The sequence below is a fragment of the Dyadobacter sp. 676 genome (genome assembly GCF_040448675.1).
In the GTDB taxonomy this organism is placed as follows: domain Bacteria; phylum Bacteroidota; class Bacteroidia; order Cytophagales; family Spirosomataceae; genus Dyadobacter.
This window is the reverse complement of sequence record NZ_CP159289.1, coordinates 7,245,436-7,259,341: the sequence shown is the minus strand read 5'-3', so window position 1 is coordinate 7,259,341 and position 13,906 is coordinate 7,245,436. Positions and strand designations below refer to the sequence as shown.

Genomic DNA, 13,906 nt, shown 5'->3' with positions numbered 1-13,906 from the left:
ATAAACAAAGAAGCCGCGTCAACGCGGCTTCTTTGTTATTGCTTGTTTCTAAGTAACTCAACTTTTTCTCGCTCGCTTTCAAGTAGTCTCTCATAGAGCTTTTTGTTTTCTTCGAAAAGTTCAACCAACTTATCTATCGGGTTAAACGTGGGGAAATAATTGAACAGTGAACCATTATCATGGTTGTTAACTGTATTTCCGATGATGTTAAACACAGCGTCTTCGCTAAAATTTCTGATCCCTTCAGCAGGAACGCCAAGGATCTTACCGATCTGTTCAAGCAATTCTTGATCAACAGTTTCACTCTGTTCGATTTTCGAAACAGTTTGCTGACTGACCTTCAGTTCGTGTGCCACGAACTCCTGCTTCAGTCCGCGCAGTTCACGGATGCGTGAGATCTTATGACCAATATGATTGGGTTTTGTTGCTGTGCTCATGGTTACAAATAAAGGAAATATCTGCGCTAAGGTCAACAGGCAAGAGGAAGTGTTTTACCAATGACCGTTGGTAGTATACAACTTGTTGTGGTTCGGTACGCGGAGTCGCAGCTTCTCTTTTGTCAAAAAAAGAAGCCTATGGAGACTGGAAATTTAACAACAAGCGAAAATTGGGGCTCGAGCGAGCAGAAGCTTGCCGATGCTCGTGATCTGATCGCAGAATTCTTTCACGCGACTGATCTTGAATTCGTACGTATCGAACTGTGGCAATTCCTAAAAGCAGTGACGACGGAGAAACCCTTTTCATTTCTAGGAGATCCGTCGACGGTGCTTTGCCTGGAAAGGCATTTAAAGAAGATCATCAGAGCTTGTAGGTTGCTGCTAGATGTTGCCGAAGAAGATGACATCGAGCTGAATACCAGCGATTTTCAGCCTTTCAGTCATGCGCAAATTGAAGCCGATCGGCAGTATATGCGGCATGTCCGGGAGCTCAACGACCGCCATGGCGGCATGATCCGTAGGTTATCCCTCGCTGAGACTGAGCAGCCCCTTCTGGCGATCAAGCGCGTTTTTGATATTTACGGCTATGAGCAGTGGCAAGAGATTCTGGAAGACTGGGTGGACTATGGACTGAGCAAGGTGAGTATCTGTGAAGCTACCGGCGAATGCGTTGAAATCATCCAGTACGAGTTGCTGGAATCGCTTCTCGAAGCCGTTTACCTCATTTCAAGAAGCGATCAAGGGATTCCATTTCAGAAACGTCGGCTTGGGAAGCTGGCGGGGAGCAAAGCCATCATAGAATTACTAATCGCAGCACTCGACCCACTTCTGATATTTGAGGTCAAGCATCCCGCCACTGAATCAACGGAGCAAAAGCCGTACAGGGATCTGTTGATTGTGTTTGCCGATGATAACCAAAAGCCCTTCAAAGATCATCAGCCCATCGTTGAGCTATTCAGTGCCGGTGATGAAAAGCTCTGCTGCTCAGTTCACAAATTGTCTGATATTCATCAGGCGCTTACCAGTGGGCAGGTGTATTTCTCTTTGGCCTGTACTACCGAAAATCTGGTATACCAACGGAGTATTACGCCATTACCGAAAATGCTCCCCGACACCCTCAGGCAACTGATCGAGAAGTCAAGACACGCGTTTGTAGCCGGAATGAACAAAGCCAGAAAGTTCTTCGAGGGAGCAGCGTACTACCAACAAGTAAGGGAGTATGCGCTATCGATGTTTATGCTACAACAAGCCGCTGAAACGACATTTCGTAGCACTGCAATTGCGCTCTACGGAAGCGAACGGCGCACCCATTCCATCAGATCACTTAAAAGGTTTAACCATAGATTAGCACCTCAACTGAATGACATCTTTCCTGGCGGTTCACCGGATGAGGAAAAGCTTTTGCAGTTTTTGGAAGACGCATATCTGGGGGCGAGATACAATCCGGACTATCAGATCGGCGAACAGGAAGTTCATTCAATTTCTTCCCGGGTGTTACGCTTGTTTGAATCGGCTGGAAGCGGTATTTGAAGTGCGAATGAATGCAATTAAAATTTAGCGGGAGAGGTGACTACATGCCTTTTTTAAGTTGCTCGGATTGCTGAAAAGAATCACTAAAAGATGCGTGCAGTGCAAACGAAAATTACAAAGCAAAAAATGACGGTTGCAAGCCTACACTTTGTCATCCGGCTTTTTAGCTGAACCCGCATTAGCCAGCCGCGCCTTAAACCGCCGGATGGGCTTGCAACCAAGGGGACGAGCCCCGTCATTTTTTCATTGAGTGGAAGGCAGCGATTGCCCTGAGCACAAAGCCGGGGCCTTAGCTACTTAAATGCCTTTCAATCATGAAAAATCTCGAAAATGCTCCAAGAATCTATGTAGGAACCTATGGTCAGTACAACAGCGGGTCGCTGTTCGGTAAATGGTTTGATCTTACAGATTATGCAGACATTAAAGAATTTCTGCAAGATTGCCTCGAGTTTCATCGGAATGAGTTCGATCCCGAACTAATGTTCCAAGACTGGGAAAACATCCCGGATTTTTTGATATCAGAATGTAGCCTTCAAAAAGAAGCTTTCGCCTACTTTGAGGCCACCGGTGAAATGGACGATGAGACTGCCGAAGCATTCGAGATTTATTGTAAGCAAATCAACTATTGGCCATCTAACGGGTACGAGCTGGAAGACCAACTTGAAGTTTTCCGGGAAAGCTACCGTGGATTCTTTGGTGGATCGATGAAAGATCCAGAGCTTGAGTATGCTTACCAATACGTCGAGGAGACCGGCTTGTTGTCAGGTGTTCCACAGGCTCTCGAACGTTATTTCGATTACGAAGCTTTCGCGAAGGATTTATTTTTAGATGGCTACAGTGCCTACGAAGGCCATGTATTCGCGGATTATTAAACTCAAAAGGCAGTTCGATGTCTCTGGCATCCAACTGCCTTTCATTCTTTTTGTTCCGCTGGGAAAAAGAGGAAAAAAGTATCAAATGCTGCTCATTATTTTCCGGTCAAAAACATCAACTGCATGTCATAATCGATGTTTTGGATTGGTAACGTAAAATAATGAGCGATGGAAAAGAAGGGCAAACAAACTGAGGAGAGTTCAGCGTTATACACGTATCAATTAGTCACTTTGGCGGATCTGGAAAAATTCAAGGAGCAAATGCTATCGGAAATGAGAAGACTACTTTCAGGCGGAGACACTCAGCATTCCAAACAATGGCTCAAATCTCGTGAAGTTAGGAAGTTGCTGGATGTATCGCCCGGCAAGCTGCATGCCATGCGAGCGAGCCGGCAGCTCAGCTTTATGCGTATCGGCGGTGTCATTTATTATGATCGGGCAGACATCGAGAAAATGTTCGCGAAGTTCAAAACTCCTGCGGTCAAATGAAGAAGAAACTATCTTTATTGGGCTTTGGAAGCCAGTGTCCCCCTGACGAAATTCACGTCAGGGTTTATTTTTTGCAACAAGGATCAACGATTGAAGAAGCAACTGAATTTTTCAATAACTACAGTGCGACGCTGTGGAAGGCAAGGAATGGTTTGATCGTTCGAGATTGGAAACAAATCGCCTGGTCCTGGATCTGGTATCGCTAAGTTAAATTTGCAAGCTGTGTTATTTCCCTTGGGCGCTCTATCTGTATCTCACTCCTTTTAAACAGAACGACTTCATTGCGAGGCAGTAATCTTCTAGGCAGCTCCCTTCTTCGTGCATGGCGACTATATTAAGATGGTATTCCCGGCTATCCAATGTCTCGCGCCAGCCTCGCTCCATTCGGCTGCGCTAAACGCATTTCTGCCTGGTTGTTTAGCTGGGTCAAAGCCAGGTAGCAACGCTGGAACAACCTCATGCCATTTAAATGAGTTTCACCGCGCAAGGCAGAAAAATCGCATTTACTTGTTGATACCTTAACTTATTATCAAGGGGTGAAAGAATTAGGTAAAATGGATTAGTACTTAGATTCATTTGTTTCAACGAAAGGTATCCAAACGGAAAACGTATGTACAAATTGAAATTCAGGATGGCGTTGGAAAGCTCCACCGACAAGTTTGTCTCCTATGTCCCGAGAACATTTTTGGGTTCAATCAAATATTAAACTTGAAGCGTTTTGATAAACAAATCAAAATATGTTCAAAATTTGACAAAATAAATTCTTAAATATAGATTCGGAAATCATAACCAAATTAGTTTCTTTTTTAGCAGGTACAAAACTCTCATTTGTCATATAAAATGCCGTCACTAGTCGATAAAAATCATTCATTGGTCGAAAATTATGAATATTTTCAATTTTAATTATTCCATTGAAATAACCATAATTATACATTTGCTCATCGCCCGATAAACATGTTTAAGGTGTGTTATCTAGGCGCCAAAAAACTATCGTCAACATCAAACACAATCAAACATGAAGTAAAATCGTCAGCCGAAAGTAAGAGAATCAATTATTTAATCATTTTTATTCTTAACGATGAATAGACAGGAATTCGTAAAAAACATACTCGCTTTGACCGGCACCGCGTTTGTACTGGGGTGCGACGACAATATTGACTTTCCATCCATTGGCGAAGAGTTGCCGGAAATTTCACTGGATGAGTCTAAATCCTGGTTTGAAAACACTTACCTACCGCAACAGAAAAGTGCTAACAAGCGCAGTGAAAGCCCTTCAATTAGTCGTGGGCTAAGATGGAGGACGGGGTAAAAGTCAAGAAAGACAAAACTGATGTCGTTTGGGTTCCTGTGTTTTATACTTCTTCAAATCAGCTTCCCACTCTAATAACATGGCAGGATGGTCAAGAATATATCCCGAAATTGGCCGCATACCTGAAGTGGAGCATCGCTGAGGGATTTATTGTCTTTAAAAACAAGAAAAACGAGACCCAAGGGCACCTTATCCAAGTCGCCTATGACCCCTTTAAACATAAGCCTGGAACTGTCATCGATAGTGCACATTTTACCGGAATGATAATCCATACTGACTGGAATGAGGAGCCGGCCCGAGTATGGCGTTACTTAGATGGTCATATTGATACCTACTATGATAGAGAGCAGAGTAGCGGCTTAAAAATAACTTGTCAGAACGTATACTTCTCATACCAGACGGTAACTGGTCAAAGCTGTGGCCCTAATTGCTGGGATGTTACTTACCATTTGCACCGGGTACCTTATCCGATTTGTAACACAGGTGTTAACGGTTCTGGCGACGGATACCCGTACACCGGCGGCGGGGGCGGTGGTGGCGGCACGGGAGCCCCCACTCCCCCCACAAACAGCGTCTATTCGCCATTTATTAATCACAACTACGTTAAAGTTGCACAGCACTCGACTCCTGATTACCAGATATTTATGGAGCGCCTGAATACCACGCTTAATGTCTTGAACGTTTCGGTGACCACATTCGGCTTGTCTGCTACTTATGCAGACGTGTTTGTGAAAACATTGGGCATGGAAAATGCTACAGTCTTGAAGACATCAAATGCATTGTCAACGACGGCCAGGGCACTTGGTGTTGCAGGGGTACTTGTAGGTACCGTCCAAGTTGTTATTGCAATTTCAGACGGCCAGATTGTCGAAGCTGACTATTACAACATTGCGGCTATTGGCCTTGGCGTCGTGGCAACGGCAACACCCATCGGATGGCTGGCCTTGACTGCAGGTGTCGCATCAGCCGCAGTAGGTTTTTATGCGACATCACTGACACCAACAAATCCATAAGGAGTATCTTTGTTCCGTGTGTCTCACACGGAACAAAGTTTTATGTAACAGCTATAAAATGGGAATTTTAAAGAATTTTGTAAATGACTTATATGCAGGCATTTACTTCCATTCATTAAAACATGAATCAATACAGGCAGCAAAGAATGCTGTTGGGTTCAGGATGATGGCAACATTGTTCCTTTATTATTTTTCATTGGAAATCATCTTGTTATCGGTATATGTGAGAATTTCAGGGAGATTCAATCTTTCGGTTGTCAGCGCAGCTTTTCTGATATTTGGGCTATACTTTTTGATATACAGTAACTTGGTGAGTCCATTAATCGAAAAAGAGAACCTGGGGAAAAGTATGGACTTAGATACCAAAAATCAGCTTATCGCTAAAAGTAATCGAACGCTAATATCCGGAATAGCATTTCTTTTCGTTTCTTTTTATTTAGTCACATTAATACAGCGATCTAAGAGTTAATCCATAGTCGACCTAAATATCATATAGAAAATGTCCACGAATACCAAGACTAATTTAAAAGATGTAACATTTATAATTCCCGTCAGGGTCGATTCGCTTGAACGATTAGAAAATCTCAAATGTGTAACGACTTATTTATTGGGATATTTTGATACGAATATCATTGTTATGGAGGCCGATAGCGAAAACAATGGACTGCTAAGAGAAATATTACCAACGGAAGTTGAAGTCATTTTTGAAAAAGACAACAATAGAACATTTCACAGGACAAAATATCTCAATTTCCTGACCCTGCAAACGACAACGCCCTACATTGCTATTTGGGACGCAGATGTTGTCGTCTATCATCATCAACTGTTGTCAGCGGTCGAGAGTCTTCGTGCCGGGGCGTATGATTTCATTTATCCGTATGACGGCAGGTATATGGAAACGGGTGTGACGTTCAGAAGAATTTTCTTATCGAATCACGATCTCAAACCGCTTGAAGAAAATGCAGACCGGATGGTAGCCCCATACACAAAACTTGCATGCGGTGGAGGCTTCGTTGCAAAAAAAGAGGCATACGTGGAAGCCGGAATGGAAAATGAAAATTTTACTGGCTGGGGCCCGGAAGATGCAGAAAGATTGAGACGTTGGCAGGGGCTTGAGATGCGGGTAGGAAGGGTCAAGGGTTACATGTTTCACCTTTTCCACCCTCGGGGCGAGAATAGTACCTTTGAGTCGGCTGAAAAACGTATAGAACTAAAAGGTGAATTGAATCGTATTTCCGCAATGTCCAAAGCCTCATTGGTTGATGAGATTCGTACATGGAATGCAAAACGCACTTCACGCTAATAGAACACATTAGTCAAGGGCTGGGGATGCGAGAGCACTGGCCACTTCATTCCGCGGCAGATTGACAACCTGTTACGATTCGGGTAATCTGGTGTAACTTGTTGATGAAAAGAAAATAGAGTGGTCAATTGTGGCCGAAATGACATGATGAGGCTAAATTGGAATCGGCGGGCCAGCCGGCGGTGGTCACTCTCGCTGCCACTTTCACTTTACTGGAAGATGACAATAGCTGGGACAAAGTCAGCGCAACCATTGTATTTGTTGATTGTCTGGTAGCCAGTTGCCACCCTGCTTCCTGCGAATCCACACATTTGTCAATCTTCGTTTAACTCTATCTTGCTGAGTTGAACCAGCTGCCATCTGACTTCCCACCACGATCGCCAAATTATGATTGAAAGTACTTTTCTCATTGGTTCTTTCAACTTCAGGAAATTTCTGTGCATTTCTGATTGGAGCTATAATATCAGCAACTCCCGAAATCTTCCCATTGGGATTGTTAACAATATAGTCCTTTGTCCGAACATGTAACAGAGCAGTAGTGTCGTCTCAGTTCAGTAGCTTAGTCCACTCGACTCAAATCGCCGGATTTCTTCTTCGTCGCTTTTTGCGCGTGTGAACTCTGATAAATGCAAGGAGCAAAAGTAAAAAAACAGATGAGTTTCGTGAGGTTTCTGGTTTTTGTGGAAAGTAGTAATTCAAGGTAAATCTCGCCGTCTTCTTATGTTCTGGAAATCGATCGAAGGTATATTATGCCCGCTGTTCCCGAGAGAACCGAGGCTAGCAAAATCCCGTATTTAGCTGCATCAATGTGGACTGGATCGCCAAACGCCAGGTTTGTCACAAAAAGCGACATGGTAAATCCAACCCCGGCCAGAAGCGCGACGCCGAAAATGTGCTTCCAGTTGACCAGCCGTGGAAGATCGGCGATCCCTAGTTTGACCATCATCCATGTAAACCCGAAAACGCCTGCCAGCTTACCGACCACCAGACCGGTCATCACCCCAAAACTGACAGGATTGACAAGTGCAGTAAAAAAGTCACTTCCGATGTGCATACCTGAATTGGCCAAGGCAAAAAGCGGCATGATCAGAAACGCGACCCAGGGATGCAGGCTATGTTCGATCTTTTGCAGGGGAGTTTGGGCATCCAGGCTGATGCTTTTGATTTCTTCGATGATGTGGTGTTGGTTCGCTGTCATCAACGGACCATGTAATGGAATGGCAATTTCGAACTGATGAGCGTGTGAGCGAATTTGCTTTACATACTCCTGCTCGTCGATTTTAGTCCGTGCCGGGATGGTAAAGGCAACCAGTACGCCTGCAATGGTGGCGTGGACGCCTGAAAAAAGAAAGCAAGCCCAGACAGCAATGCCTATTAGCAGGTAATACAGGCTGTGCCGTATACCGAGTAGATTTCCCGCCAGCAGTACCGCAAGCAAACCAAAACCAAAGAGTAGATAAGTGAAATCGATATGAGCCGTATAAAAAAAAGCAATGACGAGCACCGCACCTAAATCGTCGGCTACAGCCAGGGCAGAAAGAAATACTTTAACAGAGGTCGGGATGTTTTTGCCCGACAAGGAGAGCAACCCCAGTGCGAAGGCAATGTCGGTAGCCATTGGAATTCCCCAGCCGCCAACCGATTCAAGCCCTAGATTAAGAGCAAAATAGATACCGGCAGGCACCAGCATTCCGCCTAATGCCGCAACCATCGGCAGGGCAGCTTTTTTGATGCTGGATAGCTCGCCTGCCATAAATTCTCGTTTCAGTTCGAGCCCAATCACGAAAAAGAAAATGGCCATAAGCCCGTCGTTGATCCATACGTGTAAGGGATGGTCGAAAGTATTCCCGGCAAAGCCTATCGAAAGGCTGGTTTCCCATACATGGTGGTAGGATTCGCCAGTGGGGGAATTTACCCAAATCAATGCCGCGATAACGCAGAGAAAAAGTATGATGCCGCTAGTGTATTCTTCGTGAATGAACTTGCTAACCGGTTTCATGACGCGGTCGATAGGAGTTCTTGCCATTTTTATTGAGTTGCTTCCAGACAAATATAGGCCGCAAAAAACAAGCAGGCACGTAAATCGTGCCGATATCTGAATTTGGAATTTAAGTTACAACCTAATGGCATCTTATCGGCAGGATTTTGCTTTCTTTGGTACTTGCCCAATAATATTTCTAAAATCTTAATATATCCCAATTTAATGGAGGAAGTTGTCAATTTTATCAATAGTTTGATATGGAGTAATGCACTTATAGCCCTTTGCCTTGCGACAGGAATTTACTTTTCAATAGTTACCCGTTTTTTGCAGGTCAGGTACATCAAGGATATGGTTGCACTGCTTTTCGGTGGTAAATCCTCCGATGTTGGCGTTTCTTCTTTTCAGGCATTTGCCATCGCCATTTCCGGCAGGGTAGGCACAGGCAATATCGCCGGTGTAGCCACGGCAATTGCCATGGGCGGGCCTGGCGCGGTATTCTGGATGTGGGCCATTGCGTTTTTGGGGGCGGCGTCGGCTTATGTGGAAGCTACGTTGGGGCAAATTTATAAAACCGTGCAGGATGGTCAGTACCGTGGCGGCCCGGCTTATTATATTGAAAAAGGGCTCGGTATCAAATGGTATGCCAACCTTTTTGCATTCGCTACGATTCTAAGCTGTGCCCTTTTCTTGCCGGGCGTGCAGAGTAACAGTATCGCCACCAGCGCGCTCAGCGCATTCGCTATCCCAGTCGAAATGACCGGCGGGGCGGTGACTATTTTGCTGGGACTAATCATCTTCGGCGGCGTGAAGCGCATTGGCAAAGTCGCTGAATTCGTAGTACCATTTATGGCAGGAGCCTACATTCTGATGGCGCTGATTGTTATCGGGCTAAATATCCGCGAAGTGCCTTCCGTATTTGCGTTAATATTCCGTTCGGCGTTTGACCTGGAACCTGCTTTTGGCGGGATTTTCGGAATGGCGGTTTTGTGGGGCGTCAAAAGGGGAGTTTATTCCAATGAGGCCGGACAGGGGACCGCTCCCCATGCGGCAGCTGCGGCCGAAACAAGCCATCCGGCCAAACAAGGTTTGGTACAGGCCTTTTCGGTATATGTCGATACGCTTTTTGTTTGCACCGCCACCGCGCTGATGATTCTTTTTACCGGCCAGTACAACGTTGCCAATCCCAACGGCGGCTTTCTGGTCGAGAACATTCCCGGCGCGGCTATGGGCGCAGCATTTACCCAGAGTGCTATTAATGTGCATTTTCCTGCATTGGGCAGTGGTTTTGTAGCCGTAGCGTTGTTGTTTTTTGCATTTACCACCGTCATGGCCTATTACTACATTGCCGAGACCAACCTAAGTTACCTGCTTAGGGGAAGAAGCAGCAAAGCATACCTATGGGGACTTCGCATCCTGATTATGGCCGCTACATTTTACGGCTCGGTCAAAACCGCAGAATTGGCCTGGACGGTGGGTGACATTGGCGTGGGGCTTATGGCCTGGCTGAACATCATCGCCATTCTGCTCCTGCGCAAACCGGCTTTGGCGGCATTAAATGATTATCAAAGGCAAAAAGACGGGGGCCAAGATCCTGTGTTTAAGCCTTCGGAACTTGGCATTAGAAATACCCGGGAGTGGGATTGAGAAGGGGCGCTGCGGATGTAATGTAAATGAGAAAATTTAAATATAAATATCTATCTTGATATATCATCAAGATCAAAACCGCTCGCTTATGTTAAGTGATAGAACGATCTACGGTCTGATAGTCCTTGTCTACTCTTGTCTTCTACTCGCACATTTGTGGCCGTATTTGGTCCAGGCCTCGCATGCGTGCAGAGTCGCCAAACCATTGCGCGAGATTCCCAGACCAGCCAAAAACAAAATCTTTACGGGCGGGCTGGCGTTTTTGAGCGGCGTACTTTGGACTTGGCTGTATTTTAGGCATTAACAATTTATAGAACATGGATCAGACCCAAAAAGAAGAGTTGTCACGGGATTGGTGGCGCTTTATGGTTATTGGAAGTTTTTTGTATTCGATGTTTTATACAGTAGCCGAGAAAATCGTGGCGGTTGAAAGGCTACCGTTCCGATACTTTGTATTGTCTGGAGTGCTAGCTTTTGCTGTAGAAGCTGCACTATATTTTTCCATACGGAATTGGCCGAGACGCAGAAAGACCGCTTTGGTCTGGGGGATCGGATTTATCTGGCTAGGGGTTTGTTTATTTGTTGGTCGCTAAATTAAAGCGTATGAATTGGGTATTGGCATCGGTAGGTATTTTGGTAATTTTGCTGGGTATAGCTATCTGGCGTTTCGGACTAGTTGGTTGGTTGAGCAATGTCCCTAAGGGAGGTGAAATCATTGACAAAGAGAAAGCAGCCAGACTTGGTGGGGGGTATTTAGGCCTGTTAGGGATATGCTTCATTGCTTTTGGATATGCTGTCGAAAATCTGCCAAATCAGACGATCATGGTGATTGTAGCTTGCTATATCCCGGTCAATATGGTCATACTGGTTTCGTACCTGGTAGCGCAAAGCAAGAACATGCGTAGGTAGTATACGATGACTGGATTTGAAATTTAACCAGTATGGACGGGGAATTACCATTGAACCGGTTTGGTTTGAGGAGGAAACCACGTCACTCTAACATGTTAACAAACAATACTAAATTCAACATTACAGTCCTAATTGGCGGCGATAATGCACAGCCAAAGCTAATTAAGCAGATCTTGAAGAAGTTGCCAAGTACGTAAAGCAACAATAAGAAGGATTTATGGAGACTGAGACCAAGACTTTCATAAATAATCCAAGGATAAATTAAATTTACAGAAGAGCGATGAAAATTTTTGCAAATTATCTTTGATGCAAAATTTTTGTAACCTATTTTTATCAACAGACGACCAAGCCGCACAGGTCTGCTAATACCTTATCTGCCACGTTCAGGCAGATGTTTTCCATTTCTATTTGCTCGCTAAATAAGTGGGCTCTACTTTGCCGCAAGAAGCAGATAGTTGACGGTATTTTCATTTGTGTATTTATGATTTGTTTCTTCAAATGCTATCGCATTTGCGTCGGTTCTGTTACCGACCAAGCGTTGTGGGCCCAGTACCGGTCTTTAATGATGCATGTTAGAATGCCTGATGATCAAGGTTTGACCAAAACAAATATGCGACAACATCTGAGTGTCTTACTTGTTTTGGTTATTTCGACGGCATCGATCTACCCGCAAGAAATCAATGCCGCAGAACCAGCCATGACGTGCGACTGTAATATCCCGAACTTGGGACCGGCAAAAAGTCAGGGATATTCGAAAGATACCAATAATTTACCGGCACCAGGTAAGCCGTCCCGCGATAGCAGCCGGATGCATGAAACAGCCAAACCCACGCAATTGGATCAGTCTCAGATTTTGCCATCCCGGTCAATTGTCAAACCTGTATTGAAACAGTCCAACAATTCTGTCAGGGCCTCTGAACAGAGTAGTAAATTTCTGAACTACCGGACACAGTCTACAATTCAGACTGTAACGCCGGCAAATATGGGTGGCGGCAGTTTCAACACCTTTTCGAATGGCCAGAAAAAGGACAGTGCCCAAAAAATAGAGCTTAAGGCTCCGGTGATCAGATTTCAGCCCAGCCATGAATCTCCGGTCCTGTAGAAATCCCCCCCCCCCTTTGTTTTTACAGAAATTTATTTACGTATATACATACACGTCACAATAAATCTATTTGTAGCTTATTCCAAAATATTTCCCATGATAGCGCTTCGCTCATTTCTCAACGGATTTCTTTCGGCCGTGCTAATATGCTCGGTGGCAGCCGGCCAACATCAGTATTCGGTAGATTTGCAGTTTCCTGATTCACTAAAGACAAAGCAGCTTAAAGTCTTTGTCGATGATGGCACCAACGACAACATACCGGTAAAAGACACCCTTCAATCAAACATATTGCACTTATCCGGAAGCTCGGTTGCCAAATTCACCACCATAATGGTAGGCTATCAGGGAAGTTCTTTCCGGTTTTGGGTAAACCAAAAGCCCGCGGTCATTAAATTTGAAAAGGACGGCTCCAGCATCAAAGCAGGCATGCTAAAAAATACCATTGATGTCGACAAGTCGGCGGATGCGGTGGCAATCAACAAATTTACGGCCGCTGAAACAGCCGCAATAGACTCATTCAAGGCCAACAACAAATCGTGGTTCCGACAAGATTCCCTGATCGCTGTTTTCGAAAGCCTTAACCGGAAATTAGCCGCCAAGAAAGTGGATTACGTCAGAAACAAACCCGAATCCTACTATGCTTTCTGGCTGTTCCGAAGAGAGCTGGTTTATCTTGATCATGATATCGGTGATCTGAATGCGGTTTTTGATCAAAAGTTTGACCAGCAGCGCAAATCCAGCAAGGAAGGAAAAGAAATCCAGCTCAGATTAACCGGTCGCTCACTGACAAAAGGCAAAAAGGCCGTCGAGTTTGTCGCTACTGATATCCACAATCAAACCATTGATCTCAAAAATTTCAAGGGGAAAAATGTGCTCATTACCTTCTGGGCAACGTGGTGTGCGCCGTGTATTGAGGAATTTCCGAAAATAAAGGAACTACGCAGCAGCTATCCTGCCGATTCGCTGGAGTTTATATTTGTCTCATTGGACGCGGACCCCAAGAAGTATCGCGCTGCTCTGCAAAAGTACGATCTGCCGGGCTTACATATATACAATGACATAGAAGTACTGAAAAAATACGGTGTGCTTGCAATTCCACAGGTATACCTCGTGGACAAAAAAGGAACTATTTCTTATTCCCGGGCCGATCAGGCCGACCCCAACCTTCGTCTTCTGGAAAGAACCCTTGCAGAGAACTTTGGCGCTGTAAAATAGTATCTCTTCTGACAAACCGGTCAACAAGTAAATAGCTCAAAAAAGCTGAACCGGGAGACCTATGGAGAGCAAATCACCGAAGGCAAAGCACAGTTCAATGAT

Annotated in this window: 14 protein-coding genes; 11 read left to right on the top strand and 3 right to left on the bottom strand. The window is 44.8% G+C overall.

The annotated features are described in order from the left end of the window. Window positions 1-35: 35 nt before the first annotated feature. Complete coding sequence (locus tag ABV298_RS31825; protein WP_353720131.1) at window positions 36-437, bottom strand: helix-turn-helix transcriptional regulator; 402 nt, start codon at window positions 435-437, stop codon at window positions 36-38. 138 nt (window positions 438-575) lie between these two features. On the opposite strand from ABV298_RS31825, the gene ABV298_RS31820 reads away from it, so the two are divergent. From ABV298_RS31820 to ABV298_RS31795, 6 genes are all read left to right on the top strand, one after another. Further along, on the top strand, window positions 576-1,967 hold the full coding sequence (locus ABV298_RS31820) for a HEPN domain-containing protein (RefSeq protein ID WP_353720130.1): 1,392 nt from the start codon (window positions 576-578) through the stop codon (window positions 1,965-1,967). A gap of 314 nt (window positions 1,968-2,281) precedes the next feature. Next, a complete protein-coding gene (locus tag ABV298_RS31815) occupies window positions 2,282-2,839 on the top strand; it encodes an antirestriction protein ArdA (RefSeq protein WP_353720129.1) in 558 nt (185 codons plus the stop codon). Window positions 2,840-3,007: 168 nt separating this feature from the next. Further along, a complete protein-coding gene (locus tag ABV298_RS31810) occupies window positions 3,008-3,328 on the top strand; it encodes a helix-turn-helix domain-containing protein (protein ID WP_353720128.1) in 321 nt (106 codons plus the stop codon). Then, window positions 3,325-3,534: a hypothetical protein gene (locus ABV298_RS31805; RefSeq protein ID WP_353720127.1), complete on the top strand. Its 210-nt coding sequence runs from the start codon at window positions 3,325-3,327 to the stop codon at window positions 3,532-3,534. The genes ABV298_RS31810 and ABV298_RS31805 overlap by 4 nt, the downstream gene beginning before the upstream one ends. Before the next feature lie 1,087 nt (window positions 3,535-4,621). Continuing rightward, a complete protein-coding gene (locus ABV298_RS31800) occupies window positions 4,622-5,650 on the top strand; it encodes a hypothetical protein (protein ID WP_353720126.1) in 1,029 nt (342 codons plus the stop codon). Between the two features lie 499 nt (window positions 5,651-6,149). Beyond that, window positions 6,150-6,953: a galactosyltransferase-related protein gene (locus ABV298_RS31795; protein WP_353720125.1), complete on the top strand. Its 804-nt coding sequence runs from the start codon at window positions 6,150-6,152 to the stop codon at window positions 6,951-6,953. A 240-nt stretch (window positions 6,954-7,193) separates the two neighbouring features. Here the strand turns inward: ABV298_RS31795 and ABV298_RS31790 are convergent, their stop codons facing one another. Both ABV298_RS31790 and nhaA read right to left on the bottom strand, forming a co-directional pair. Continuing rightward, window positions 7,194-7,484, bottom strand: a complete 291-nt coding sequence (locus ABV298_RS31790; RefSeq protein WP_353723281.1) for a nuclear transport factor 2 family protein — start codon at window positions 7,482-7,484, stop codon at window positions 7,194-7,196. A 187-nt stretch (window positions 7,485-7,671) separates the two neighbouring features. Next, entirely contained in the window at window positions 7,672-8,979 is a 1,308-nt protein-coding gene (nhaA, locus tag ABV298_RS31785) for a Na+/H+ antiporter NhaA (protein WP_353720124.1), read from the bottom strand. A 177-nt stretch (window positions 8,980-9,156) separates the two neighbouring features. Between nhaA and ABV298_RS31780 the strand changes: the two genes are divergently transcribed. The 5 genes from ABV298_RS31780 to ABV298_RS31760 all read left to right on the top strand — a co-directional run bounded on the left by ABV298_RS31780 (window position 9,157) and on the right by ABV298_RS31760 (window position 13,804). After that, entirely contained in the window at window positions 9,157-10,578 is a 1,422-nt protein-coding gene (locus ABV298_RS31780; protein ID WP_353720123.1) for an alanine/glycine:cation symporter family protein, read from the top strand. Window positions 10,579-10,895: 317 nt separating this feature from the next. Beyond that, window positions 10,896-11,171 carry a hypothetical protein gene (locus ABV298_RS31775; protein ID WP_353720122.1) on the top strand — a complete coding sequence of 92 codons (276 nt, stop codon included), beginning with the start codon at window positions 10,896-10,898 and terminating at the stop codon, window positions 11,169-11,171. Window positions 11,172-11,181: 10 nt separating this feature from the next. Continuing rightward, a complete protein-coding gene (locus ABV298_RS31770) occupies window positions 11,182-11,487 on the top strand; it encodes a hypothetical protein (protein ID WP_353720121.1) in 306 nt (101 codons plus the stop codon). A gap of 577 nt (window positions 11,488-12,064) precedes the next feature. Continuing rightward, the gene (locus ABV298_RS31765) at window positions 12,065-12,589 is read left to right on the top strand and encodes a hypothetical protein (protein ID WP_353720120.1); all 525 of its coding nucleotides are present in this window, start codon (window positions 12,065-12,067) and stop codon (window positions 12,587-12,589) included. Window positions 12,590-12,877: 288 nt separating this feature from the next. Then, window positions 12,878-13,804, top strand: coding sequence for a TlpA disulfide reductase family protein (locus tag ABV298_RS31760; protein WP_353720119.1), 927 nt, complete (start codon window positions 12,878-12,880; stop codon window positions 13,802-13,804). The last annotated feature ends 102 nt before the right edge of the window (window positions 13,805-13,906 follow it).